The sequence below is a fragment of the Bacillus sp. FSL R5-0447 genome, from assembly GCF_038606125.1.
GTDB lineage: Bacteria > Bacillota > Bacilli > Bacillales > Bacillaceae > Bacillus > Bacillus velezensis.
Genome location: NZ_CP152012.1, coordinates 2,759,874 through 2,785,909, shown reverse-complemented (window position 1 = coordinate 2,785,909; position 26,036 = coordinate 2,759,874). Strand labels below are relative to the sequence as shown.

Annotated in this window: 25 protein-coding genes and 2 pseudogenes; 24 read left to right on the top strand and 3 right to left on the bottom strand. The window is 46.3% G+C overall.

The genetic code is table 11. The features are described from left to right. Positions 1 to 23: 23 nt before the first annotated feature. Together NYE68_RS13865 and NYE68_RS13860 are read left to right on the top strand one after the other, a co-directional pair. Positions 24 to 593 carry a ComE operon protein 2 gene (locus NYE68_RS13865; protein ID WP_003152868.1) on the top strand — a complete coding sequence of 190 codons (570 nt, stop codon included), beginning with the start codon at positions 24 to 26 and terminating at the stop codon, positions 591 to 593. Beyond that, positions 594 to 2,945 (top strand): DNA internalization-related competence protein ComEC/Rec2, encoded by a 2,352-nt coding sequence (locus NYE68_RS13860; protein WP_324636680.1) that lies wholly within the window; start codon positions 594 to 596, stop codon positions 2,943 to 2,945. 18 nt (positions 2,946 to 2,963) lie between these two features. Here the strand turns inward: NYE68_RS13860 and NYE68_RS13855 are convergent, their stop codons facing one another. Then, complete coding sequence (locus NYE68_RS13855) at positions 2,964 to 3,098, bottom strand: YqzM family protein (RefSeq protein ID WP_003152870.1); 135 nt, start codon at positions 3,096 to 3,098, stop codon at positions 2,964 to 2,966. A 40-nt stretch (positions 3,099 to 3,138) separates the two neighbouring features. On the opposite strand from NYE68_RS13855, the pseudogene NYE68_RS13850 reads away from it, so the two are divergent. Together NYE68_RS13850 and holA are read left to right on the top strand one after the other, a co-directional pair. After that, positions 3,139 to 3,290: pseudogene (locus NYE68_RS13850) on the top strand (hypothetical protein). Positions 3,291 to 3,329: 39 nt separating this feature from the next. Then, a pseudogene (gene holA / locus NYE68_RS13845) lies at positions 3,330 to 4,371 on the top strand (DNA polymerase III subunit delta). A gap of 16 nt (positions 4,372 to 4,387) precedes the next feature. Here holA and rpsT read toward each other — a convergent pair. Further along, positions 4,388 to 4,654: a 30S ribosomal protein S20 gene (gene rpsT / locus NYE68_RS13840; protein ID WP_003152876.1), complete on the bottom strand. Its 267-nt coding sequence runs from the start codon at positions 4,652 to 4,654 to the stop codon at positions 4,388 to 4,390. Between the two features lie 202 nt (positions 4,655 to 4,856). Here rpsT and gpr point away from each other — a divergent pair, with 202 nt between their 5' ends. From gpr to mtaB, 12 genes are all read left to right on the top strand, one after another. Continuing rightward, entirely contained in the window at positions 4,857 to 5,963 is a 1,107-nt protein-coding gene (gene gpr / locus NYE68_RS13835; protein ID WP_007408268.1) for a GPR endopeptidase, read from the top strand. A 67-nt stretch (positions 5,964 to 6,030) separates the two neighbouring features. Next, entirely contained in the window at positions 6,031 to 7,224 is a 1,194-nt protein-coding gene (locus NYE68_RS13830) for a stage II sporulation protein P (protein ID WP_015417852.1), read from the top strand. 16 nt (positions 7,225 to 7,240) lie between these two features. After that, positions 7,241 to 7,579 (top strand): YqxA family protein, encoded by a 339-nt coding sequence (locus NYE68_RS13825; RefSeq protein WP_007408270.1) that lies wholly within the window; start codon positions 7,241 to 7,243, stop codon positions 7,577 to 7,579. Positions 7,580 to 7,711: 132 nt separating this feature from the next. Further along, positions 7,712 to 9,547, top strand: a complete 1,836-nt coding sequence (gene lepA, locus NYE68_RS13820; RefSeq protein WP_014418416.1) for a translation elongation factor 4 — start codon at positions 7,712 to 7,714, stop codon at positions 9,545 to 9,547. A 59-nt stretch (positions 9,548 to 9,606) separates the two neighbouring features. Continuing rightward, positions 9,607 to 10,746, top strand: coding sequence for a radical SAM family heme chaperone HemW (gene hemW, locus NYE68_RS13815; protein WP_015417851.1), 1,140 nt, complete (start codon positions 9,607 to 9,609; stop codon positions 10,744 to 10,746). Between the two features lie 80 nt (positions 10,747 to 10,826). Continuing rightward, complete coding sequence (gene hrcA / locus NYE68_RS13810; protein ID WP_003152889.1) at positions 10,827 to 11,858, top strand: heat-inducible transcriptional repressor HrcA; 1,032 nt, start codon at positions 10,827 to 10,829, stop codon at positions 11,856 to 11,858. A gap of 59 nt (positions 11,859 to 11,917) precedes the next feature. After that, the gene (gene grpE / locus NYE68_RS13805) at positions 11,918 to 12,493 is read left to right on the top strand and encodes a nucleotide exchange factor GrpE (RefSeq protein WP_003152892.1); all 576 of its coding nucleotides are present in this window, start codon (positions 11,918 to 11,920) and stop codon (positions 12,491 to 12,493) included. A gap of 24 nt (positions 12,494 to 12,517) precedes the next feature. Further along, complete coding sequence (gene dnaK / locus NYE68_RS13800) at positions 12,518 to 14,356, top strand: molecular chaperone DnaK (RefSeq protein ID WP_015417849.1); 1,839 nt, start codon at positions 12,518 to 12,520, stop codon at positions 14,354 to 14,356. 185 nt (positions 14,357 to 14,541) lie between these two features. Continuing rightward, a complete protein-coding gene (dnaJ, locus tag NYE68_RS13795; RefSeq protein WP_003152895.1) occupies positions 14,542 to 15,669 on the top strand; it encodes a molecular chaperone DnaJ in 1,128 nt (375 codons plus the stop codon). 23 nt (positions 15,670 to 15,692) lie between these two features. Further along, positions 15,693 to 16,628, top strand: a complete 936-nt coding sequence (prmA, locus tag NYE68_RS13790) for a 50S ribosomal protein L11 methyltransferase (RefSeq protein WP_007408274.1) — start codon at positions 15,693 to 15,695, stop codon at positions 16,626 to 16,628. A gap of 22 nt (positions 16,629 to 16,650) precedes the next feature. Continuing rightward, the gene (locus tag NYE68_RS13785; RefSeq protein WP_015417848.1) at positions 16,651 to 17,421 is read left to right on the top strand and encodes a 16S rRNA (uracil(1498)-N(3))-methyltransferase; all 771 of its coding nucleotides are present in this window, start codon (positions 16,651 to 16,653) and stop codon (positions 17,419 to 17,421) included. Next, the gene (gene mtaB, locus NYE68_RS13780; protein ID WP_015417847.1) at positions 17,421 to 18,776 is read left to right on the top strand and encodes a tRNA (N(6)-L-threonylcarbamoyladenosine(37)-C(2))-methylthiotransferase MtaB; all 1,356 of its coding nucleotides are present in this window, start codon (positions 17,421 to 17,423) and stop codon (positions 18,774 to 18,776) included. The genes NYE68_RS13785 and mtaB overlap by 1 nt, the downstream gene beginning before the upstream one ends. 37 nt (positions 18,777 to 18,813) lie before the next feature. Here the strand turns inward: mtaB and NYE68_RS13775 are convergent, their stop codons facing one another. Next, entirely contained in the window at positions 18,814 to 19,740 is a 927-nt protein-coding gene (locus tag NYE68_RS13775; RefSeq protein WP_039254431.1) for a Na/Pi symporter, read from the bottom strand. A 171-nt stretch (positions 19,741 to 19,911) separates the two neighbouring features. Between NYE68_RS13775 and rpsU the strand changes: the two genes are divergently transcribed. The 8 genes from rpsU to NYE68_RS13735 all read left to right on the top strand — a co-directional run bounded on the left by rpsU (position 19,912) and on the right by NYE68_RS13735 (position 25,967). Next, positions 19,912 to 20,085 carry a 30S ribosomal protein S21 gene (gene rpsU, locus NYE68_RS13770; protein WP_003152957.1) on the top strand — a complete coding sequence of 58 codons (174 nt, stop codon included), beginning with the start codon at positions 19,912 to 19,914 and terminating at the stop codon, positions 20,083 to 20,085. Positions 20,086 to 20,099: 14 nt separating this feature from the next. Further along, positions 20,100 to 20,546 (top strand): GatB/YqeY domain-containing protein, encoded by a 447-nt coding sequence (locus tag NYE68_RS13765; RefSeq protein WP_007408278.1) that lies wholly within the window; start codon positions 20,100 to 20,102, stop codon positions 20,544 to 20,546. A 122-nt stretch (positions 20,547 to 20,668) separates the two neighbouring features. After that, positions 20,669 to 21,985 (top strand): nodulation protein NfeD, encoded by a 1,317-nt coding sequence (locus NYE68_RS13760; RefSeq protein WP_064107153.1) that lies wholly within the window; start codon positions 20,669 to 20,671, stop codon positions 21,983 to 21,985. A gap of 24 nt (positions 21,986 to 22,009) precedes the next feature. Further along, positions 22,010 to 23,002 (top strand): flotillin-like protein FloA, encoded by a 993-nt coding sequence (floA, locus tag NYE68_RS13755; RefSeq protein WP_007408280.1) that lies wholly within the window; start codon positions 22,010 to 22,012, stop codon positions 23,000 to 23,002. Positions 23,003 to 23,029: 27 nt separating this feature from the next. Then, complete coding sequence (locus NYE68_RS13750) at positions 23,030 to 23,464, top strand: hypothetical protein (RefSeq protein WP_015417844.1); 435 nt, start codon at positions 23,030 to 23,032, stop codon at positions 23,462 to 23,464. A 56-nt stretch (positions 23,465 to 23,520) separates the two neighbouring features. Next, positions 23,521 to 23,802 carry a sporulation protein YqfC gene (gene yqfC, locus NYE68_RS13745; RefSeq protein WP_003152966.1) on the top strand — a complete coding sequence of 94 codons (282 nt, stop codon included), beginning with the start codon at positions 23,521 to 23,523 and terminating at the stop codon, positions 23,800 to 23,802. A gap of 17 nt (positions 23,803 to 23,819) precedes the next feature. After that, positions 23,820 to 25,004, top strand: a complete 1,185-nt coding sequence (gene yqfD / locus NYE68_RS13740; protein ID WP_015417843.1) for a sporulation protein YqfD — start codon at positions 23,820 to 23,822, stop codon at positions 25,002 to 25,004. A gap of 3 nt (positions 25,005 to 25,007) precedes the next feature. Then, on the top strand, positions 25,008 to 25,967 hold the full coding sequence (locus NYE68_RS13735) for a PhoH family protein (RefSeq protein ID WP_007408283.1): 960 nt from the start codon (positions 25,008 to 25,010) through the stop codon (positions 25,965 to 25,967). The last annotated feature ends 69 nt before the right edge of the window (positions 25,968 to 26,036 follow it).

The window sequence follows — 26,036 nt, the reverse complement described above, 5'->3', positions numbered from 1 at the left end:
AAGACTTTTTGGAGGGAACACTTGTGGAACGAATCTCATGGAATCAATATTTTATGGCGCAAAGCCATTTGCTGGCGCTGAGAAGCACATGTCCGAGACTGTCAGTCGGGGCAACCGTAGTCAGAGACAAGCGGATGATTGCCGGCGGATACAACGGCTCAATCGCCGGCGGCGTCCATTGCGCTGATGAAGGATGCCTTTTAATAGATAATCATTGCCAGAGGACCATACATGCAGAGATGAATGCGATTCTGCAATGTTCTAAGTTCGGTGTTCCGACGGAGGGCGCCGAAATTTATGTGACGCATTATCCTTGTATTCAATGCTGCAAATCAATTATCCAGGCAGGCATCAAAACGGTCTATTATGCCGAAGATTACAAAACACAGCCTTATGCAAAAGAGCTGTTCAGCCAAGCCGGAGTCAAGGTGGAGCAGGTCGAACTTGATGAAATGATCATCGATCTGAAAAACCGCGAAAAATTGTCTTTTGTAGCAGGTCTGATTCAGCAATTATCTGATGCGGGAGTTAAGGCAGATGAACTGAAAAAAATTCATGAACAGGCCAATGAGCTGTTTACCAGTTACGTATAAATGAAATATAAATACCTTCTTCTGCCTCTGGCGGCGGTTTCTGCAACTGCGGGAATTGCCGCTGCTCATGTCTTCTGGGTTCTGCTCCTTTTTCTTCTGTATCTTCTCTTTATTATTGTAAAAACAAAGCACCATGCTCCGGTTATCGTCTGCCTCGTTTCTTTTTGTGTTTATTTCTTTCTTTATACGGTTTGTGACGCTGCGAATGTAACGCGCTATCAGGCCGGCAGTTATACTGAACAGGCCGTCATTACTAATATTCCGAAGGTTGACGGAGCGAAAATGTCAGCCGTTATCCGTACACATGACAAGGAAAAGTGGGCGGCTTCGTACAAAATCCGTTCTCTTGAGGAAAAAAGACTCATTGAACAGCTTGAACCGGGGATGCGCTGCACGTTTACAGGCTCTCTGGAACAGCCTGCACATGCGACGGTTCCCGGAGGTTTTGATTATAAGGAATATCTTTACTCTCAGCAGATTCACTGGTTATTTTCCGTGACTTCCATTGAGCAGTGTGAAAAATCCAAACAGCCGCTGTTTAAACTGCTGAACATCAGAAAAAATTTGATTTCGATCATTCGGAATCACGTGCCTGAATCTTCCGCCGGAATTGTTGAAGCGCTGACCTTAGGTGAAAGATTTTCTATAGAGGACGATATACTGAGTGCATATCAAAATTTGGGAGTCGTTCATTTAATGGCGATTTCCGGAATGCATGTCGGTCTTATTACGGCGGGATTATTTTATGCTCTGATCAGAATCGGGCTGACAAGAGAAAAGGCGGGAATTCTGCTGCTGCTGTTTTTGCCGGTGTATACGCTGCTGAGCGGTGCCGCCCCATCCGTATTGCGCGCATCCCTCATGCTGGGATTTTATATCGCCGGAACTCTTGTTAAACGCGGCATTCATTCCTCTGCTGCATTGTCCTTGTCTTATCTGCTGCTTCTGCTGTTTAATCCTTACTTCCTTTGGCAGGCGGGCTTCCAGCTTTCCTTTGCGGTAAGCGCCTCTTTAATTCTGTCATCCTCCATTTTAAAGAAAGCAGGGGAAAGCAGACTTGCCGGGCTTGCGATGGCTTCATTCATTGCGGAGCTCAGCTCACTTCCGTTTCTTCTCTATCATTTTCAGCAGATTTCACTTGTCAGTTTTCCGATGAATATGGTGATGGTGCCTTTTTATACGTTATTTGTCATTCCGGTTTCTGTCATCGGTTTCCTTCTTCTTTTACTCTCAAGGCAGATGGGAGAATGTTTGTTTGGTATGTTTGACCTTGTGATGAAGCCTGTGCATGATTTCATTACATATGCGGCATCCGTTGATTTATTTACTATGATTGTGTCAAAGCCTGACTTTGTTTCCCTTCTTCTGCTTGCGGTTTCCGTTTTTACGCTTTTTGCGGCTTTGGAAAAGGGAGGTTTTTTAAAACTCAGGAAATCGGCTCTTTTTTTCTGCGCGGTTTTGGCTTATTTAATATGCCGTCCGTATTTCAGTCCATGGGGAGAAGCGGATATGCTTGATATCGGGCAGGGAGACTCACTGTTTATAAGCGCGCCGCACCGCAAAGGGACCGTAATGGTTGATACAGGGGGAGTGATTGCTTATCCCGGAGAATCATGGAAAGAAAAACGCCACCCGTATTCTATCGGCGAGAAGGTTTTGATTCCATTTTTAAACGGAAAAGGGGTGAAAAAGCTGGATGCGCTGATTTTAACCCATGCGGATCAAGATCACATCGGGGAAGCCGGAGTGTTAATCAAAAATCATAGAGTCAAACGGTTAATTGTCCCCGTAGGATTCGTAAAAGAACCGAAAGATCAGAACATATTAAATATGGCGAAAGAAAACAACATTCCCGTTGCCGAAGCAAAGCGGGGCGACACCATTACAGCCGGGGATCTTCAGTTTCAGGTGCTGTCTCCGGAGTCGTCTGACGGAAGGAGTAAAAATGATTCGTCACTGGTGCTTTGGACGGTTTTTGACGGAGTGAGCTGGCTTTTGACGGGAGATTTAGAATCGGACGGCGAAACGGAAGTGCTGAAAACGTATCCGAATCTGAAGGCTGATATATTGAAGGCGGGTCATCACGGCAGCAAAAGCTCAACGAGTGAAGCCTTTTTGAAACAGCTTCAGCCGGAAGCAGCACTGATTTCAGCAGGAAAAGAGAATCGATACCATCATCCGCATGAAGAAGTGCTGGATCGTTTGAAGGCGTACTCTGTCAATGTGCTTCGCACCGATGTCAGCGGAACGATTCAATACAGATTTAAAAAAGGCGCCGGAACGTTTTCCGTCTTCCCTCCATATGATATAGAAGAAACCAGGGCGCAAGAAGTAAAAAAGACTGCCGATTGACAGCAGCCCGGAATGCGGCTAAGAGCCGATAAGATGGATGGCTGTTGCCATCACGAACAAAAAGGCGAAAAATCCGAAGGACACGACAAAACCGACAGCTGAGTCAACAGCATCATTTCGTTTGCTTTGAACGTTTTTTTCAAAATCATTCAATTTCATCCCTCCTGACTTCCCTAAGTATACTGGAATTGTTTTGAAAAATCTAGAAGTGATGGTAACGTTTTCTGTTCTTGTGATTATCGCCTTTTTACAAGCAGACCCGGGAGCTTGTGAATCAGGCGTTTATTATAAATGAGGAAGCTGTCCTTAAAGCTTCCTCTTTACTATTTGCCGAACTCAATTTAGGATAGAAGGGGATCAAGAAAGAGAGGAAGTCATACGATCATGGTATTTGATGTTTGGAAAGCCCTGAAAAAAGGGGATGTCCGCTCCGTTTATTGCTTATACGGAAAAGAAACGTATCTGCTCCAAGAAACTGTCAGCCGGATCAGACAAGCTGTTATTGATGAGGAGACAAAGGATTTTAACCTGTCTGTTTTTGATCTTGAAGAAGATCCGCTGGACCAGGCCGTAACCGATGCGGAAACGTTTCCGTTTATGGGAGAGAAGCGGCTGGTCATCGTAAAAAATCCGTCTTTTTTAACAGGGGAAAAAAAGAAAGAAAAAATAGAGCATAATACAGCCGCTCTGGAGACTTATCTGAAGGAGCCTGCGCCTTACACGGTATTTGTGATTGTGGCTCCGTATGAGAAACTGGACGAACGGAAAAAGCTGACGAAGGCGCTGAAGCAAAAAGCCCTTATGATTGAAGCTAAGGAGCTGAATGCAAAGGAGACGACTGATTTTACGATTAATCTGGCGAAATCCGAAAATAAAATGATCGATACAGAAGCTGCCGAGCATTTGGTTCTGCTTGCAAACGGCCATCTGTCTTCCATATATCAGGAAATACAAAAACTCTCCGCCTACACCGGTGACAGATATGAGATCACACGCGAAGATGTCCGGGAGCTCGTCGCAAGAAGTTTGGAGCAGAATATTTTTGAGCTGATCAACAAAATCGTGAACCGAAAACGGACGGAAAGTCTTCAAATATTTTATGATCTTTTAAAACAAAACGAAGAACCGATCAAAATTATGGCGCTGATCGCCAACCAATTCCGTCTGATTATGCAGACAAAGTATTTTGCGGGACAAGGATACGGCCAAAAGCAAATCGCTTCCAACTTAAAGGTGCACCCCTTCCGGGTAAAACTGGCGATGGATCAGGCGAGGCTTTTTTCCGAAGAAGAGCTGCGGCGTATTATAGAAAGACTCGCAGTGATGGATTATGAAATGAAAACGGGGAAAAAGGACAAGCAGCTCTTGCTGGAGCTCTTTCTCCTTGAGCTTCTCCGGACTGAATGAAAAAAACGATCCCCGTTAAAGGGATCGTTTTTGTATTATGCAGAAAGTCCGTTCACTTGTTTCGCAAGTCTAGATTTGTATCGAGCTGCGGCATTTTTGTGTACAAGACCTGTTTTCACTGCTTTATCAATGCGTTTCGCTGCTTCAGAAAGAGCAGTTTTCGCTTTATCCGCTTCGTTGTTAGCAACAGAAGCTTCAACTTGTTTGATTGCAGTACGCATAGCAGATTTGATTGTCGCGTTATGAGCGCGGCGTTCGTTGTTTGTTTTTGTACGTTTAATCGCTGATTTAATGTTTGGCATGTGTTTCACCTCCTAAGATACAACCTGTAGCACAGTGTCTTAAGGTTAAATCTTCTTCACAATAGAACAAATTGTATTCTATCAAACAGAACTTTAGATTGCAATATAAATGTAAAGTATTTTTCGTTGATGGGTAAATTCGCATGATTCGTTTTGTAAATGGTCACACTATGTACCACGATGATTGAAGGAGGTCTTCCCTGTGAAAAACAACGAACTGGATGTCAATCAATTTCTGATACGGACGGATTTAGCGGTAGAAACGAAACAGGCGGTAAAAGACGGACAAGCCGGTCAGAAAAAAGAAATAAACGGGTTTATTGAAAAAGAACGCGACAAGGGCGGCATTAAAGTCAGAACCGTCGATATTACCAAAGAAGGCGCCGAGCTATCGGGGAAAAAGCAGGGACGCTATGTCACGATCGAGGCTCAAGGGGTTCGGGAACACGACTCTGACATGCAGGAAAAAGTAACGGAAGTGTTTGCCGAGGAATTTTCCGCCTATCTGTCGGCATTAAAGATTCCAAAGGATGCAAGCTGTTTGATCGTCGGTCTGGGCAACTGGAATGTGACGCCGGATGCGCTCGGCCCTCTCGTGACCGAAAACCTTCTTGTGACAAGGCATCTGTTCAGGCTTCAGCCGGAAAACGTGCAGGAAGGGTACAGGCCGGTCAGCGCGCTTGCTCCCGGTGTGATGGGATTAACGGGAATTGAAACGAGCGATATTATTCAAGGTGTGATCAAAGAATCAAAGCCGGATTTTGTGATCGCGGTAGACGCTCTTGCGGCCAGAGCCGTTGAAAGGGTGAACACGACCATCCAATTTTCTGATACGGGCATTCACCCGGGATCAGGCGTCGGCAATAAGAGAAAAGAATTAAGCAAGGAAACGCTCGGCATTCCCGTCATCGCAATCGGGGTACCGACTGTCGTTGATGCGGTTACGATCGCAAGCGATACGGTGGATTATATATTAAAACATTTCGGAAGAGAGATGAAAGATGACAGCCCGTCAAGATCTCTGGTGCCCGCCGGAATGAACTTCGGCAAAAAGAAGGTGCTGACAGACGAAGACCTTCCGGGAGAAAAAGAACGCCAATCCTTTCTCGGTATTGTCGGCACGCTGGACGAAAACGAAAAACGCCAGCTGATTCACGAAGTGCTTTCTCCGCTCGGCCATAATCTGATGGTCACGCCGAAGGAGATTGACACCTTTATTGATGATATGGCGAACGTACTTGCAAACGGGTTAAACACCGCCCTTCATGAAAAAGTGTCACAAGATAACAAAGGTTCTTATAATCATTAAAATGGTTCTACCTCCTCTAGCTTGTTCATAGAGTAATTACTAGACAAGCGCTGGAGGGATTCAAATCATGAGAAAAAAACGCAGAAACCGTCAAATTGTCGTTGCAGTAAACGGTGGAAATGCGCTCAAGGGCATGTTTTTGTTTATGACAAGCCTTATCGTTATTTTTGTATTATCGGGTGTGCTCACATCGCTTCGCCCTGAACTGAGGCTTTCTTCGGATTCTCTTCACGGAATTGCCGGAGAACTTCCGGGTGACGCGTTTGCACACCTCCTCGGCATGGAAAATCATTATTTCGCCTCAGAGCTTCCTGAAAAAGACTCTTTTCAGCTGTCCCGGCTGTCCTTAAAACTGGCGACAAGCATTAATATGGAAGACCCGCGGAGTTTCTTGGGACGTGAGCTGCCGGGATTTGCCCAATATGATACGGAGATCCTTCTGGCGGGGCAGGGGACGGATTATACGAATATGCCGGCTGAATCTCCGCCGCCGTCAAAGGTGATGGAAAAAGAAAAAGAAGTGAACATGGCAGAAATCGAAAACAAAACGAAAAAAGAAGAAACGGCGCCGCCGAAACATTCAACAGGCAGCAAAAAAGTCGTTTTTATTTACCACACTCATAATACCGAATCCTATCTTCCTCTGTTAAAGGGGGAAACAAATCCGGATAACGCCCGCCATTCGAAGGCCAATGTCACGCTTGTCGGAGATATGTTCGGAAAAGCGCTTGAAGCGCAAGGTGTAGGAGCGACCGTAGATAAAACCGACATTCAGGCCCGCCTGAACAAAGACGGTTTAAATTATGCGCGAAGCTACGACGAATCAAGGCCGGTCGTAAAAAGCGCGCTCGCCAAAAATAAAAACCTGCAATATACCATAGACATTCACCGGGATTCCCGCCGCAAGAAAAATACGACAGCCGACATCAAAGGAAAAAGCTATGCCAGAGTCGCCATCGTCGTCGGCAAAAAAAGCGCTAATTTTGAAGAAAACTATAAACTCGCAAGTGAACTTCATAAGCTGATGGAGAAAAAATACCCCGGCTTAAGCGTCGGTGTTTTATCAAAAGGCTCTCCGGGAGATAATGGAGTATACAACCAAGATTTAAACGACCGGTCGCTTCTGCTGGAATTCGGGGGCGTGGATAACAATCTTGAAGAACTGAGGCGCGCATCAGATGCCGTGGCCGATGTGTTCAGCGAACTGTACTGGGATGCAGAAAAAGTCAGCTCGCAATCAGGAGAGAAGAAAAAACAATAGAAATCAGGTGATTCGAATGATCCGTTTTACCGGCAAATGCCTGCTGATCGCCATTGTCATGTTTTTCGGCGTATTGTTCGGCATGCAGCAGGCAAACAGCGGAATGCTTGATATGAAAGGATACAAAGACCCTTCCTTAAAAGGAGCATTCACGCTCGGCGGCGGAGAAGGACAGGAAAAAGAAGCTTCCATTTTGGGGCAAACCGTTACGGCGAAAGATCTGGAAGAAAAACAAAAACAGCTGGAACAGGCGGAAACCTTCAACCTGTTTTCAAAAGCCGGAGAAACCCTTTCAAATACCGTGACGGACTCGGCGCAGGCGATGTATGAGTGGGTTTCGAAACTGAACCGTTAGCATTGATGAAGAGAAAAGCGGATGATTCCTTAAAGGAAGCTTTTCTCTTTCTTGTTTTAATTGAATGTTTACAATCCTATTGATATAATCTAAGCTAGTGTATTTTGCGTTTAATAGTAGGAGTGATAGATTGTGACAGATAAAGAAAAGCGTTTAGAGAGGCAGTCAAGAATCCGGAATTTCTCCATCATCGCCCACATAGACCACGGCAAATCGACCTTGGCGGATCGGATTTTAGAAAAAACATCGGCGATCACCCAGCGGGAAATGAAAGAACAATTGCTTGATTCAATGGACCTTGAACGCGAACGGGGAATTACCATCAAATTAAATTCCGTTCAGCTGAAATACAAAGCAAAAGACGGAGAAGAATATATATTTCATCTCATCGACACGCCCGGACACGTCGACTTTACATATGAAGTATCGCGAAGCCTGGCTGCCTGTGAAGGCGCGATTCTCGTTGTTGATGCGGCTCAGGGAATAGAAGCGCAGACATTGGCGAACGTCTATCTGGCGCTTGATAATGATCTTGAGATTCTTCCTGTCATTAATAAAATCGATCTCCCGAGCGCAGAGCCAGAACGTGTGCGTCAAGAGGTTGAGGACGTTATCGGCCTTGACGCTTCAGACGCCGTCCTCGCTTCAGCGAAAGCGGGCATCGGCATCGAAGACATTTTAGAACAGATCGTAGAAAAAGTGCCGGCTCCCGCGGGAGATCCGGAAGCTCCGCTGAAAGCGCTCATCTTTGACTCGCTTTATGACGCGTACCGCGGAGTCGTCGCGTATATCAGAGTCGTAGAAGGAACGGTCAAACCGGGCCAGAAAATTAAAATGATGGCAACCGGAAAAGAGTTTGAAGTGACAGAAGTCGGTGTGTTCACGCCGAAAGCAACTCCGACAGATGAACTGACTGTCGGCGATGTAGGCTTTTTAACTGCTGCGATCAAAAATGTCGGTGACACACGCGTCGGTGACACGATAACAAGCGCGGCCAATCAGGCTGCCGAAGCATTGCCTGGGTATCGCAAGCTGAACCCGATGGTGTATTGCGGTTTGTATCCGATCGATACGGCCAAATACAATGATTTAAGGGAAGCTCTTGAGAAGCTTGAACTGAATGACTCATCGCTTCAATATGAAGCAGAGACATCCCAAGCGCTCGGATTCGGTTTCCGCTGCGGATTTTTAGGTATGCTTCACATGGAAATCATTCAGGAGCGGATTGAGCGTGAGTTTAAAATCGACCTGATCACGACCGCGCCGAGCGTTATTTATGACGTTTATATGACGGACGGCGAAAAGGTTGTTGTTGACAACCCGTCCAACATGCCTGACCCACAAAAGATCGAAAGAATCGAGGAGCCGTATGTAAAAGCGACAATGATGGTGCCGAACGATTATGTCGGTGCGGTGATGGAGCTTTGCCAAGGAAAACGCGGCAATTTTATCGACATGCAATATTTAGACGCAAATCGTGTCAGCATTGTCTATGACATGCCATTAGCGGAAATCGTATATGAATTTTTTGATCAGCTGAAATCAAGCACAAAAGGCTACGCGTCCTTTGATTACGAACTGATCGGCTACAAACCGTCTAAACTCGTCAAGATGGACATTATGCTGAACGGAGAAAAAATCGACGCCCTTTCATTTATCGTGCATCGCGATTACGCGTACGAACGCGGAAAGGTAATTGTAGAAAAACTAAAAGAGCTCATTCCGCGCCAGCACTTTGAAGTACCGATTCAAGCGGCGATCGGCCAGAAAATCGTGGCCCGCTCTACCATTAAAGCGATGCGTAAAAACGTATTGGCTAAATGTTACGGAGGAGACATCTCACGGAAACGGAAGCTTCTTGAAAAACAAAAAGAAGGAAAACGCCGGATGAAGCAGGTCGGCTCAGTAGAAGTGCCGCAGGAAGCGTTTATGGCCGTTCTTAAAATGGATGACAGCCCGAAAAAATAACGGAAGCCGCCGCAGCCCCGCGCTGCGGCTTCTTTCTGTAAAGAAGAAGGTGTTTCAAAATGAAATCAGCTTATATTCATATTCCGTTTTGTGAGCATATCTGCCACTATTGCGATTTCAATAAATATTTTATTCAGAGCCAGCCTGTCGATGAGTACTTAAACTCACTCGAAAAGGAAATGATAAATACAATAGAACGGACGGGACGCCCTGATCTCCGCACGATTTTTATCGGGGGAGGCACGCCGACATCGCTCTCACCCGTCCAACTGGAAAAATTGATGGATTCCATTCACCGCGTGCTGAAGCCTTCTGACGGACTCATAGAATTTGCCGCGGAAGCGAATCCGGATGATTTATCCCCGGAAAAATTAAAAATCATGAAAAATGCCGGTATCAACCGGCTGAGCTTCGGTGTTCAAACCTTTGAAGATGAGCTTTTACAAAAAATCGGCAGAGTGCATAAACAAAAGGACGTATTCACTTCCTTTGAACGTGCGAGAGCTCTCGGCTTCGACAACATCAGTCTCGATTTAATGTTCGGCCTGCCGGGTCAGACGCTGGCCGATCTTGACAATTCCGTCAAAACGGCTTTGTCTCTTGATGCGGAGCACTATTCCGTTTACTCGCTGATCGTAGAGCCGAAAACGGTGTTTTATAATTTAATGCAAAAAGGCCGCCTGCATCTCCCCGCGCAAGAACAAGAGGCCGAGATGTATGAAACGGTCATGAGGCAGATGAGTGAAGCGGGCATCCGTCAATACGAGATCAGTAACTTTGCAAAGCCTGGATACGAGTCCCAGCATAATCTGACGTATTGGAGCAATGAAGAGTATTTCGGTTTTGGCGCAGGCGCTCACGGATATATCAGCGGCACGCGCACCGTCAACGCCGGGCCTGTGAAACATTACATGCAGCTCATCGAAGAAAAGGGGCTGCCTTACCGTGACACGCACGAGGTGACACGTGAGGAGCAGATTGAAGAAGAAATGTTCCTCGGTCTCAGAAAAATGTCCGGCGTACAAAAGCAAGCTTTTCTCGATAAATTCGGACGCTCGGTCGACGAACTGTTTCCCGATGTTCTCAAAGATTTAACCGAAAAAGGCCTGATCTGTGACACGGAAGAATCGGTTGCATTAACGCATGAAGGCAAATTATTAGGAAATGAGGTTTTTGGCGCTTTTTTGGGTGAGTTATAATTGACATTTTTCTTTTGGTTTGTTACTTTTGATATAGAATTAGCACTCGCTGACCTTGAGTGCTAACAGGGGTGATGATGATGTTAACAAATCGTCAGCTGTTGATCCTGCAAGTGATTATTAATGATTTTATACAATCGGCGCAGCCTGTAGGATCAAGAACTCTTTCAAAAAAAGACGAGATTACATTCAGCTCTGCAACGATCAGAAACGAGATGGCTGACTTGGAGGAATTGGGCTTTATTGAAAAAACCCATTCATCCTCAGGACGGATTCCGTCGGAAAAAGGGTACAGGTATTATGTCGATCATTTGCTGTCACCCGTCAAGCTGACAAAAACCGATCTGGATTTAATTCACTCGATATTTAAAGAAAAAATCTTCGAGCTGGAAAAAACAGTCCAAAAATCAGCGCAAATCCTGTCCGATCTGACAAACTACACATCGATTGTCCTCGGGCCGACGCTGAGCGAGAACTATCTTAAACAGATTCAAATCGTTCCGATCCAGCCGGATAAGGCGGTCGCCATCCTCGTCACGAACACGGGGCATGTCGAAAACCGCACCATCAATTTCCCGGCTAAAGTGGATTTGGCCGATATTGAAAAACTGGTCAATATACTAAACGATCGATTAGCGGGCGTGCCGATGGACGAACTGAATGAGCGCATTTTCAAAGAGGTTGTCACATATTTAAGGCAGCATATCGCCAACTATGACAGCATACTTGAATCGCTCCGCTCCACATTCCATCCGGCGGCCCACGTTGAGAAATTGTTTTTCGGCGGAAAGATCAACATGCTGAATCAGCCGGAGTTCCATGATATTGAAAGGGTCCGCTCGCTCTTATCTTTAATTGAAAAAGAGCAGGATGTTCTGAAGCTGTTTCAGTCATCAAAAGCCGGGATTTCAATCAAAATCGGGAAAGAAAACGACTACGAAGAAATGGAAAACTGCAGTTTAATCACGGCCACCTATACAGTTGATACGAAACAGATCGGATCAATCGCCATTATCGGGCCGACGCGCATGAATTATTCAAGAGTCGTCAGCCTGCTGCAGCACGTGACTTCGGACTTGTCAAAAGCATTCACAAGTTTGTATGATGAATAAGGGAATTTTGGCAATCATTTTCAGTCATCTTTTTACAGCATTTGAGGGAGGTGAACACAATGTCAGAAGAAAAACAAACCGCAGAACAGGTTGAAGCAGCAGAACAAGAAGAAGTGACAGAACAGGCAGAACAAGCCGCTTCACAAGAGCAGCATGAAGAAACGGCAGGTCAGGAAGAAGCCCTTCAGCACCAAATTGATGAATTGCAGGGTTTGCTTGATGAAAAAGAAAACAAGCTTTTGCGTGTTCAAGCAGACTTTGAAAACTATAAACGCCGCAGCCGCCTTGAAATGGAAGCTGCTCAGAAATACCGTTCTCAAAACGTCGTAACGGAAATCCTTCCGGCTCTCGACAACTTTGAACGGGCGTTACAGGTAGAAGCTGAAAGCGAGCAGACAAAAAGCTTGCTGCAAGGTATGGAAATGGTCCGCCGCCAGCTGATGGACGCACTTGAAAAAGAAGGCGTTGAAGCCATCGAAGCTGTCGGTCAGGAGTTTGATCCGAACCTTCACCAAGCCGTCATGCAGGTGGAAGATGAAAACTTCGGCAGCAATATTGTTATCGAAGAATTGCAAAAAGGCTACAAACTGAAGGATCGCGTCATCCGTCCTTCAATGGTAAAAGTGAATCAATAACTACATAGCAGGAGGTAATTCAAAGTGAGTAAAGTAATCGGAATTGACTTGGGTACGACAAACTCATGTGTGGCAGTGCTTGAAGGCGGAGAGCCTACAGTCATCGCCAACGCTGAAGGAAACCGTACGACTCCGTCAGTCGTTGCATTTAAAAACGGCGAGCGCCAAGTAGGGGAAGTGGCAAAACGCCAATCCATCACCAACCCTAACACAATCATGTCTGTTAAACGCCATATGGGTACTGACTATAAAGTGGAAATCGAAGGAAAAGACTACACGCCTCAAGAAGTGTCAGCTATTATCCTTCAGCATCTGAAAGCATATGCTGAAAGCTACCTCGGCGAAACAGTTTCAAAAGCCGTTATCACGGTTCCTGCATACTTCAACGATGCAGAGCGCCAAGCGACAAAAGATGCCGGTAAAATCGCCGGTCTTGAAGTAGAACGTATTATCAACGAGCCGACTGCAGCAGCGCTTGCATACGGACTTGATAAAACGGACGAAGACCAAACGATTCTTGTTTACGACCTTGGCGGCGGTACGTTTGACGTATCTGTTCTTGAACTTGGCGACGGCGTGTTTGAAGTCCGTTCAACTGCCGGTGACAACCGTCTTGGCGGGGACGACTTTGACCAAGTCATCATCGATCATCTCGTAGCAGAATTCAAAAAAGAAAACGGCATTGATCTTTCAAAAGACAAAATGGCGCTTCAGCGTTTGAAAGATGCGGCTGAGAAAGCGAAAAAAGATCTTTCCGGCGTTTCATCTACACAAATTTCTTTACCATTTATCACAGCGGGAGAAGCAGGCCCTCTTCACCTTGAGCTGACACTGACCCGCGCTAAATTCGAAGAGCTTTCCGCTCACCTTGTTGAGCGCACAATGGCTCCTGTCCGTCAGGCTCTTCAAGATGCGGATCTTTCTGCAAGCGAAATCGACAAAGTTATCCTTGTCGGCGGATCAACACGTATTCCTGCCGTACAGGAAGCAATCAAAAAAGAAACGGGTAAAGAAGCGCATAAAGGCGTAAACCCTGATGAAGTTGTAGCACTGGGTGCAGCGATTCAAGGCGGCGTCATCACGGGAGACGTAAAAGACGTTGTTCTTCTTGACGTTACACCGCTTTCTCTCGGTATTGAAACAATGGGCGGCGTGTTCACAAAACTGATCGACCGCAACACGACAATTCCGACGAGCAAGTCTCAAGTATTCTCAACTGCAGCTGACAACCAAACGGCTGTTGACATTCACGTGCTTCAAGGTGAGCGCCCGATGTCTGCCGACAACAAAACGCTCGGCCGCTTCCAGCTTACTGATATCCCGCCTGCACCGCGCGGCGTACCGCAAATCGAAGTTTCTTTCGATATTGACAAAAACGGTATCGTAAACGTAAGAGCGAAAGATTTAGGCACAGGAAAAGAACAAAACATTACTATCAAATCTTCTTCAGGTCTTTCTGATGATGAGATCGAACGCATGGTAAAAGAAGCGGAAGAAAACGCTGACGCTGATGCGAAAAGAAAAGAAGAAATCGAAGTCCGCAACGAAGCTGACCAGCTTGTGTTCCAAACGGAAAAAACATTAAAAGATCTGGAAGGCAAAGTGGACGAAGAGCAAGTGAAAAAAGCAAACGACGCGAAAGACGCGCTGAAAGACGCTATCGAGAAAAACGAAATTGAAGACATCAAAGCGAAAAAAGATGAGCTTCAAACAATCGTTCAAGAGCTTTCTATGAAGCTTTACGAGGAAGCGGCGAAAGCGCAGCAGGCTGAAGGCGGAGCAAACGCTGAAGGCAAAAAAGCGGATGACAACGTTGTCGATGCGGAATACGAAGAAGTAAAAGACGACGAAACGAAAAAATAAGTTCTTTCCCGCATGGCTATAGGCGGAAGAACACATAGCATATTCTGATTCAACAGACAGAAAGTCAAAGTCAGGCATCTCTTGGCTTTGACTTTTTTTCTTGCCCGGGATAAAAGGAATTGAAAAAACATAATTCAAAATGATACAATCTAATTTATGTGAGAAATTCGGGAGAGTGAAGCGAGATGAGTAAGCGTGATTACTATGAAGTGCTTGGGGTAAGTAAGAGCGCTTCAAAGGATGAAATCAAAAAAGCCTATCGGAAGCTTTCAAAAAAATATCATCCTGATATCAATAAAGAATCCGGAGCAGATGAAAAATTCAAAGAGGTAAAAGAAGCGTACGAAGCGCTCTCAGACGACCAAAAACGCGCTCAATATGACCAATTCGGCCATACAGACCCTAACCAGGGATTCGGCGGCGGTTTCGGAGGCGGCGGAGACTTCGGCGGCTTCGGTTTCGATGACATCTTCTCAAGCATCTTCGGAGGCGGCACGAGACGCCGTGACCCGAATGCGCCGCGGCAAGGCGCGGATCTGCAGTATACAATGACCCTGTCATTTGAAGACGCGGCTTTCGGGAAAGAAACGATCATTGAAATTCCGCGCGAAGAGAATTGCGAAACATGTAAAGGGTCTGGCGCGAAGCCGGGAACAAAGCCGGATACGTGCTCGCACTGCGGAGGTTCAGGCCAGCTGAACGTCGAACAGAACACGCCGTTTGGCAAAGTGGTTAACCGAAGAGTCTGCCACCACTGTGAAGGAACAGGAAAAATCATCAAAAACAAGTGTTCTGACTGCGGCGGCACGGGCAAAGTGAAAAAACGGAAAAAAATCAATGTCACGATTCCTGCCGGTGTGGATGACGGACAGCAGCTGCGCGTTCCGGGCCAAGGTGAACCGGGCGTAAACGGAGGGCCTGCGGGAGATCTGTTTGTCGTATTCCATGTGCGCGCCCACGAGTTCTTTGAGCGCGACGGAGACGATATTTATTGCGAAATGCCGTTAACGTTTGCCCAAGCGGCACTCGGAGACGAAGTGGAAGTGCCGACGCTTCACGGAAAAGTGAAATTGAAAATACCTGCCGGCACACAAACAGGCACGAAATTCAGATTAAGAGGCAAAGGCGTTCAGAACGTCCGGGGCTACGGACAAGGCGACCAGCACATTGTCGTCCGCGTCGTCACACCGACGAATCTGACAGACAAACAAAAAGACATCATCCGCGAGTTCGCTGAAGTCAGCGGAAACCTGCCGGATGAACAAGAAATGAGTTTCTTTGACAAAGTAAAACGCGCATTTAAAGGCGAGTAATGATTGGATAGGAGTTGGTAGTTTTGAAATGGTCCGAAATCAGCATTCACACAACACATGAAGCGGTCGAACCCATCTCAAATATTTTGCATGAAGCTGGTGCGAGCGGGGTTGTCATCGAAGATCCGCTTGATTTAATGAAAGAGCGTGAGAATGTTTACGGGGAAATCTACCAGCTCGACCCCAATGATTACCCCGATGAGGGTGTCATTGTCAAAGCGTATCTGCCGATCAACAGTTTCCTCGGCGAAACGGTGGACGGCATTAAAGAGACGATTAATAATCTGCTTTTGTACGACATTGATTTGGGCAGAAACACAATCACCATTTCTGAAGTTAATGAAGAAGAATGGGCGACAGCTTGGAAAAAGTATTATCATCCTGTGAAAATTTCTGAAAAGTTCACGATCGTTCCCACTTGGGAAACGTACACACCTGTTCATACAGATGAACTGATTATTGAAATGGATCCGGGTATGGCATTCGGTACGGGAACGCATCCGACAACCGTTCTGTGCATTCAGGCGCTTGAGCGCATCGTTCAAAAAGGCGACCGTGTCATTGATGTCGGCACCGGTTCAGGAATTTTAAGCATCGCGGCCGCCATGCTTGAGGCCGAATCGGTTCATGCGTATGACCTTGATCCGGTCGCTGTTGAAAGCGCGCGACTGAATGTGAAATTGAACAAAGTGAGTGATACGGCCGAAGTGAAGCAGAACAATTTGTTAGACGGCATCACGGGCGAACATGATGTCATTGTCGCAAATATTTTGGCGGAAGTGATTCTCCGCTTTACATCACAGGCGTACGACCTGCTCAAAGACGGAGGCCATTTTATTACTTCAGGCATTATCGGCCAGAAAAAACAGGAAGTAAAAGAAGCGTTGGAAAAAGCCGGCTTTACCATCACAGAAATTCTGTCTATGGAAGATTGGGTCAGCATCATCGCGAAAAAATAACAGTTAGTAGGTGTCACAGCGTATGCAACGATATTTTATCGAGCTCACGAAGCAGGAGATGGACGAAACTCCCGATTTTCAAATCACGGGGGAAGACGTCCACCATATAGCGAACGTCATGAGAATGAGTGCGGGCGGCCGGATTATCTGCTGTTCGAAAGACGGCCATGAAGCGTTATGCCTGCTTAAAGAGGTTTCTAAAGATCATATATCATGCAGCATTGCTGAGTGGACGGGTGAAAACCGTGAACTGCCGTTAAAAATCAGGATCGCAAGCGGCCTCCCGAAAGGCGATAAGCTTGAATGGATTATCCAAAAAGGGACCGAGCTGGGGGCTAGTATGTTCATCCCCTTTCAGGGCGCCAGATCCGTCGTTAAGCTAGACGACAAAAAGGCAAAGAAAAAGCGGGAGAGATGGGCGAAAATCGCGAAGGAAGCGGCGGAGCAATCGTACCGCAATGAAATTCCCGAAGTGAAAACCGTTCATACGTTCCGGCAGCTGCTTGAAATGGCGGAGAATGTCGATAAATGTGTCGTTGCATACGAGGAGTCATCAAAGCAGGGAGAAACGGGCGCTTTCGCTGCGGAGCTCAAAAGCCTTCCGCAAGGTTCGTCTCTTTTAATCGTATTCGGCCCTGAAGGCGGTCTGACTGAGTCTGAAGTTCATCAGCTTTCAGAAAAAGGCGCCGTCTTATGCGGCCTCGGACCGAGAATTTTACGGACTGAAACTGCGCCTCTTTACGCGTTAAGCGCAGTTTCCTATCATACAGAGTTATTAAGAGGTGATCAGTAATGGCAACTGTTGCTTTTCATACCCTTGGCTGCAAGGTCAACCATTATGAAACAGAAGCAATCTGGCAGCTGTTTAAAGATGCGGGTTATGAACGAAAAGAATTCGAACAGACAGCAGATGTATATGTCATTAATACATGTACGGTAACAAACACGGGAGATAAAAAAAGCCGTCAAGTCATCAGACGGGCGATCCGCCAAAATCCTGACGGCGTCATCTGCGTAACAGGGTGCTATGCGCAAACCTCTCCGGCGGAAATTATGGCCATCCCGGGTGTTGACATCGTCGTCGGCACGCAGGATCGTGAAAAAATGCTCGGTTACATTGAGCAGTACAGGGAAGAGCGCCAGCCGATCAACGGCGTCGGCAATATTATGAAAGCACGCGTGTTTGAAGAGCTGGATGTTCCCGCTTTTACTGACCGCACAAGAGCGTCGTTAAAAATCCAAGAGGGCTGCAACAACTTCTGTACTTTCTGCATTATCCCTTGGGCGCGCGGCCTGCTTCGTTCCCGCGATCCGGAAGAAGTCATTAAACAGGCGCAGCAGCTGGTGGATGCCGGCTATAAAGAAATCGTCCTGACGGGGATTCATACGGGCGGCTACGGCGAAGATATGAAAGATTATAATTTCGCCAAGCTTCTCCGCGAGCTTGATACACGTGTAGAAGGACTGAAGCGGATCAGAATTTCATCTATTGAAGCAAGCCAAATCACTGATGAAGTGATTGAAGTGCTGGATGCGTCTGATAAAATCGTCCGTCACCTTCATATCCCGATTCAGTCAGGATCAAACACCGTTCTGAAACGGATGAGACGCAAATATACGATGGAATTTTTCGCGGACCGTTTAAATAAGCTGAAAGAAGCGCTGCCGGGTCTTGCCGTCACATCTGATGTCATCGTCGGTTTCCCGGGAGAAACGGAAGAAGAATTTATGGAAACATACCGGTTCATTAAAGAACATAAGTTTTCAGAGCTTCACGTATTCCCTTACAGCAAACGCACCGGAACACCTGCGGCCAGAATGGAAGACCAGGTTGACGAGAACGTGAAAAACGAACGGGTGCATAAGCTGATTGCGCTGTCTGACCAGCTTGCAAAAGAATACGCCTCCGATTATGAAGGAGAGGTTCTGGAAATCATTCCTGAAGAGACGTTTAAAGAGTCTGATGAAGACGGCATGTTCGTCGGCTATACGGACAATTACATGAAAGTCGTCTTCAAAGGCACGGAAGATCTAATCGGCAAACTTGTCAAAGTCAAAATTCAAAAAGCGGGCTATCCGTATAACGAAGGACAATTCGTCCGCGTCGTTGAGGATGAAATGACCCGAAACATGCGCATGTCTTCATAACAGATAAAAAAACCGGTGCCTTCCCGCATCGGTTTTTTTACGGTTTCGGAGGAATCAGCCTGTCAATCAGCCGGTAAAACAAATGTGTGAACGGCAGAAACAATAAGGCGGTGACTACGTTAAATAACAGGCTGAAATGCGCAATCATCTGCGCGGGATCATCAGACAGGCGCTCCGTAAAACCTGCTGATGCGGACAGGAAGGGAAATACGAGCAGCACGCCGAGAATATTAAACACAACGTGAGCACCGGCGGTCTGTCTGGCGGCATAACCGCCTGAAACAGCAGCCATGACGGCCGTGACGCATGTCCCGATATTAGATCCCAGAACGACGCTGACCGCTTGTTCAATGCCGATCACCCCTTCGTTCATAAAACTCATCAAAATGCCGATGCAGACGGAGCTTGAATGAATGATTGCCGTCAATATCATGCCGATAAAAAGAGCGGACCAGCTCGAATCATTCACATGTCGCAAAACCTCCGCCCCCGCCTTCATTTCTGTCAGCGGAACGGCGAGCCGGCTGAAGCATGTGATGCAAAAAAAGATGATGCCGAGACCGAGGAAGCTTATGCCGATCTGCCTGAACGGATATTTACGGAGGAGGATAAACACAAGGCCTCCGATAAAAAGCACCCAAATGAGCACATCCATCTTTATGGCTAAAAACTCCGTCGTAAACGTGGAGCCGACATTCGTGCCGAGAATCATCGGAATGGTCCGTTTAAAAGATAAAGCGCCTGCGCTGACAAAGCCGATGACAATGACCATGAAGGCTGAGCTGCTCTGAAGAAAACCGGTGAACACGATGCTTATGAGAAAAGCTTTCAAAGGGTGGTCGGTAAATAAGAGCAGGCTTTTCTCAATTTTTGAATACGTTAATGCGATCAGCCCCTTCCTGAGCAGGCTCATTCCGAGTAAAAAAACCAGGATAAGTGCGGTAAAGAGAATCAGTATCATCAAACGAAACACCCCTTTCCATCATTATATAGACAAGCAGCCTTATTCATGACGGAAAAGTGAGCTCGCTTAGTTGACCTGACTGATGGCTTATATTATAATGTCAAAGTACATGTTTATATATGTATCTTTTTAAAGGTAGTCGATTGGTGTATTCGGAGGGAGGGAAAGAGAATGTCAAAAACGGTCGTTAGAAAAAACGAATCGCTTGAAGATGCTCTTCGTCGCTTCAAACGCAGTGTATCAAAGACAGGTACTTTGCAAGAAGCAAGAAAGCGCGAATTTTATGAAAAACCTAGCGTAAAGCGCAAGAAAAAGTCAGAAGCTGCTAGAAAACGCAAATTCTAAAAGAGGGTGGATTTATGAGTCTTCTTGAGCGACTTAACCAAGATATGAAGCTGTATATGAAAAGCCGTGAGAAAGACAAACTGACTGTCGTTCGAATGGTGAAAGCTTCACTTCAAAACGAAGCAATTAAGCTTAAGAAAGACAGTTTGACCGAGGATGAGGAACTTACTGTCCTATCTCGTGAACTTAAGCAACGTAAAGACTCCCTCCATGAATTTTCAAACGCTAATCGTTTAGATTTAGTAGATAAAGTTCAAAAAGAGCTGGACATTTTAGAAGTTTATTTACCGAAGCAGCTTTCTGAAGAAGAGCTGCAGACAATCGTAAATGAAACCATCGCTGAAGTCGGTGCGAGCTCCAAAGCGGACATGGGCAAAGTGATGAGTGCTATTATGCCTAAAGTAAAAGGTAAAGCTGACGGCAGCGTAATTAACAGACTTGTCAGCAGTCAATTATCTTAATTGACAAGAAAAAAGACATCTTTCCTTGAGAGATGTCTTTTTTTATACATAAAAAAATGAAACTAAAGTACATTTGTTACGTATATAAAGAAGAACGAAACGGGAAGGAGGGTATATTTGCCTTGTTCCGAAAAAAAACCGGAATTGCTGTTGCTCTATTGGGCTTATTTGTATTATCTTTATTAGGGGTTCAATTGAACGCGAAAGCTGATCACCCATCGGTTTATGTCATCCCGGTTGAGAAAAATGTCGAACAGGGGCTCGCCTCGTTTTTATCGCGTTCTTTCAAAGAAGCGAAGGAGTCCGGCGCGTCACACATTATTCTTGACATCAATACACCGGGAGGCGCCGTTCAATCAGCCTTGGATATTGCGGATATCATCGGCCGCGCGGATGTGCCTGTTACCGCTTACGTTAATAAACGGGCGCTTTCTGCCGGAGCGTATATAGCGCTCCAGGCAGATGAAATCTATATGGCGCCGGGCGGAAAAATGGGTGCCGCAGCCATCATCGACGGAAAGGGAAACGCGGCAGACAAAAAGGCCCAATCACTGTGGCATGCAGAAATGGAGGACGCAGCGGTTAAAAACAACCGAAATCCGAAATACGCCCTGGCCATGGCAGATCCCGCCATTAATGCAAAGGAAGCGGGCGCCCCAAAGGGAAAACTGCTGACACTGACAGCTGAAAAAGCCAAGGAAGTCGGATATTCGGAGGGCACGGTTTCAGACCTTGATTCTTTATATACAAAGCTCGGTTTTGACATAGCGGATGTTCACCATGCAGAAGAAGGTTTCGTCGGCAAACTGGGCAGATGGCTGACAAATCCGTTTGTTGTCCCCGTCTTATTAACGCTTGCTTTGCTTGGTTTGACCATTGAATTGTTCTCGCCGGGCCTCGGGATACCGGGTGCCGTCGGACTGACGGCCATCCTGCTGTTTTTCACCGGGCATATCGCTGCCGGATTCGCCGGCTATGACAGCGTATTCTTATTTTGCGCGGGCTTGGTTTTTATCCTTTTAGAGATATTTCTGCCCGGAGGCATAATCGGTCTTATCGGTATTGCAGGCGTCATCGCGAGCCTCTTTCTCGCTGCGGGCAGCTTTACCGTAATGGCGGTTTCTCTCTTGATCGCCATTGCTGTGTCTATTACAGCCTTTATCATATTAACAAGGGTGTTGGGGAAACGAATGAAATTCTTTAAAAAATTAATATTAACTGATTCAACAAGCACGGAGAGCGGTTATGTTTCAAATCAGAACCGGACGGAGCTGTTGGGAAAAGTCGGCGTTACCGCTACAGCCCTCAGACCGTCAGGCACCGTCATTATTGATGATGAACGTCTGGATGTCGTCTCGGAAGGATCATTCACTGAAAAAGACAGACAGGTGAAAGTAGTGAAAGCGGAAGGCTCACGCATTGTCGTGAGAGAAATATAGATGATAACCTTGAGGAGGAATTAGATGGAACTGTCAAGTTTGGCGATTTTAGCATTAGTTGCTGCTGCCATTATTGTGTTAGCCATATTCTTCACCTTTGTACCGGTGATGCTATGGATTTCGGCGCTTGCGGCAGGAGTCAGAATCAGCATTTTCACTTTGGTCGGGATGAGGCTGCGGCGCGTCATACCAAGCCGCGTTGTCAATCCGTTAATTAAAGCGCACAAAGCCGGCCTGTCCGCAACAACAAATCAGCTCGAAAGCCATTATCTGGCCGGAGGTAATGTCGACAGGGTGGTCAATGCCCTGATTGCGGCACAGCGCGCCAATATTGAGCTGTCATTTGAACGCTGCGCAGCCATTGACCTGGCCGGGCGTGACGTATTGGAAGCCGTACAGATGAGCGTCAATCCAAAGGTCATTGAAACACCGTTTATCGCGGGTGTCGCCATGGACGGAATTGAAGTAAAAGCAAAAGCCAGAATCACGGTAAGAGCCAATATTGAGCGCCTTGTCGGAGGAGCGGGAGAAGAGACGGTTGTCGCCCGTGTCGGAGAAGGGATTGTCTCGACAATCGGTTCTTCACACAATCATAAAAAAGTGCTTGAAAACCCTGATATGATTTCGCAGACTGTACTTGGCAAAGGGCTGGATTCAGGCACCGCATTTGAAATTCTTTCGATTGACATCGCCGACGTGGATATCGGCAAAAACATCGGAGCGATTCTTCAGACGGATCAGGCAGAAGCAGACAAAAACATTGCGCAGGCCAAAGCCGAAGAGCGCCGTGCCATGGCGGTCGCCCAAGAGCAGGAAATGCGCGCTCGCGTAGAAGAAATGCGTGCGAAAGTCGTGGAAGCAGAAGCCGAAGTGCCGCTTGCGATGGCAGAAGCGTTGCGTGAAGGAAACATCGGCGTCATGGACTATATGAACATAAAAAATATCGACGCGGATACGGACATGAGGGATTCTATCGGCAAGCTGACGAATGACCAGCAAGATGAAGACCAACAATAACCTCTCTATTAAGGAGGGAGCCGCTATATGCACGAGATTCTGACAAATCCGCTCGTCATTGCCGCCGTCATCGGCATTATATCGGCAATATTCGGCAAGAAAAACAAAGATGAAAAACGTCCGCCGGGTACACGTCCCGGAAATCAGGCAAAAAAGCAGGATCAAAAACAGCCGCAGAAAGAGCATAAGCCAAAAGCGGAAGAATTGCCTGCCGTTTCAGAAGAGAACCCTTTTGAGCAAAAAAGAAGGGAAGCTGAAAAGCGCCTAGCGGAGACGGAGCAGATGTTTAACGGGCTCGAACATAAGCTGACATCCGCACGCGCACGAAACGCGTCTCTGAAGAAATCAGCCCTCAAAATAAATAAAGAAACTGCGGTCCAAGGCATTATATTCAGTGAGGTTTTGGGTCCGCCCCGTGCAAAAAAACCGCACCGGACCATGCGGAACATCGGTAAAAAATAAAGTGTTAGAACCCCTTTTCAAATCATACATATGAGATGAAAGGGGGTTCTTTTTTTATGGGGCAAAGAAAGAATCGTGTAAAGGCATGGCTGACAAGAGCATTGGAAATTCCCCCGGACGTTATGATGGATCTGCCTCGTATTACGATGGTCGGCAGGCTTCATATCTACATAGAGAATCACAGAGGCCTCCTGCTGTTCAGTGAAGAAGAAGTCAGGCTGATGCTCAAGCAGGGGCAGTGTATCATATCAGGAAAAAACTTGGTCATTAAGGCAATCCTTCCTGAGGAAATCCTTTTGGAAGGCACGATAGATCACGTACGATATGTCGATTCATAAAGCCGGGGGGAAATAATGTGAAAAACAAATGGCTGTCATTTTTTTCGGGTAAAGTCCAAGTGGAAGTCAAAGGAAAAGGGATTGAACGGCTGCTGAATGAATGCACGAGAAACGGAATCGCCATCTTTGCGGTGAAAAAAAAGCAAGACTGTGTTCTGCTGATGATTCAGCTTCAAGATGTACATGCTTTCAGAAGAGTCATCAGAAAACATGAATGCAAAGCAAGCTTTACAAAAAGAAAGGGTCTTCCCTTTCTGCTTCTCAAATCAAAATTAAATCTGGGCTTCACTGCGGGATTTGTGATATTTTTTGTTATATTGTTTCTTTTGTCCAACATGATTTGGGAAATTGATATTAAAGGGGCCAAGCCAGAGACCGAGCATCAGATGGTAAAGCATCTTGAAGAAATCGGTGTGAAAAAAGGCCGTTTGCAATTTTTAATGATGACGCCGGAGAAAATTCAAAAATCATTAACAAACGGCATCGATAATATTACGTGGGTCGGTGTGGAATTGAACGGGACAGCCCTTCATATGAAAGTGGTCGAAAAGAACGAACCGACAAAAGAAAAGTACGTAAGCCCCCGCCATATCGTTGCCAAAAAGAAGGCGGTCATCAAAAGGATGTTCGTGCAAAAGGGGCAGCCGATGGCTTTTGTGAACGATCATGTTGACAAAGGACAGCTCCTCGTCTCAGGACTGATCGGAAATGAAGACCGGAAAGTCGCCTCAAAAGCGGAAATTTACGGAGAAACATGGTACAAGTCAGAAGTAACCGTGCCCCTTGAAACATCATTTACGCTATATACGGGTAAAGTAAGGACGAAGCACAAGCTGTCTTTCGGATCATGGGGCGTGCCTTTTTGGGGCTTTGAATTTAATGAGAAGCCGCTGAAACATCCAAAAACAGAGGAAGAAAAGCATCCGTTTCAATTTCTGGGGATGAAGCTTCCGGTTTCTTACGTTCAAGAACAGACAAGGGAAAGTGAAACATCCGTGCGGACTTATACGAAAGGCGAAGCGGTTCAGGCCGGTATCAAAATGGGAAGACAAGATGTAGAAAAGCGATTAAACGGCAGCGGAGAGGTGGAAAGTGAAAAAGTTTTGCACCAATCCGTTGAGAATGGTAAAGTAAAGTTGATTATTCTCTACCAAGTTATAGAAGATATCGTTCAAACCACACCTATTGTTCAGGGAGACTAAAGAATGGCAGAACATTTACTTGCGATTAATCACAAACTGAAAAGCCCGGACGAAGCACTTTCTTTGTTCGGCAGCCAAGATGCCTTTTTACATTTAATGGAGAAGGATCTGGGCATTAGCCTCATCACACGCGGTGAAACCATTTACGTTTCCGGGAATGATGAAACATTTGAGATCGCTGACAGATTATTGGGCTCGCTCCTTACTTTAATTCGCAAGGGGATCGAGATTTCGGAACGTGATGTGCTGTATGCCGTGAAAATGGCAAAAAAAGATGAACTGGACTATTTTGAAAGCATGTATGAAGAGGAAATAACGAAAACGGCAAAAGGCAAACCGATCCGTGTCAAAACCATCGGCCAAAGAGAATATGTGGCGGCGATGAAGAAAAACGACATGGTGTTCGGCATCGGGCCGGCGGGAACCGGCAAAACTTATTTGGCGGTCGTAAAAGCGGTGCACGCTTTAAAAAACGGCCACATTAAAAAAATTATTTTAACAAGACCCGCTGTGGAAGCCGGCGAGAGCCTCGGTTTTCTGCCCGGAGATTTAAAGGAAAAAGTAGATCCTTATCTGCGCCCGCTGTATGACGCGCTCCATGATGTGCTCGGAAGCGACCATACGGAGCGTCTTATGGAGAGAGGGGTTATCGAAATCGCCCCGCTTGCCTATATGAGAGGGCGGACGCTTGACGACGCGTATGTGATTCTTGATGAAGCCCAGAATACCACCCCCGCTCAAATGAAAATGTTTTTGACGAGATTGGGTTTTGGCTCTAAAATGATCATTACGGGCGACGTAAGCCAAATTGACCTGCCGAAAGGCGTCACATCGGGACTTGCAGTGGCGAAGGACATGCTGAAGGACGTAAACGGCATCTCCGTGATTGAACTTGACCAGACAGATGTGGTCAGGCATCCGCTTGTTGCAAAAATTATTGAAGCTTATGATAAGCAAAAGTAATGCAAAAATGACCCGATCTCCCGTTATCGGGTCATTTTTATATGATGTGTTCCTGATGTTTCAGGGAGG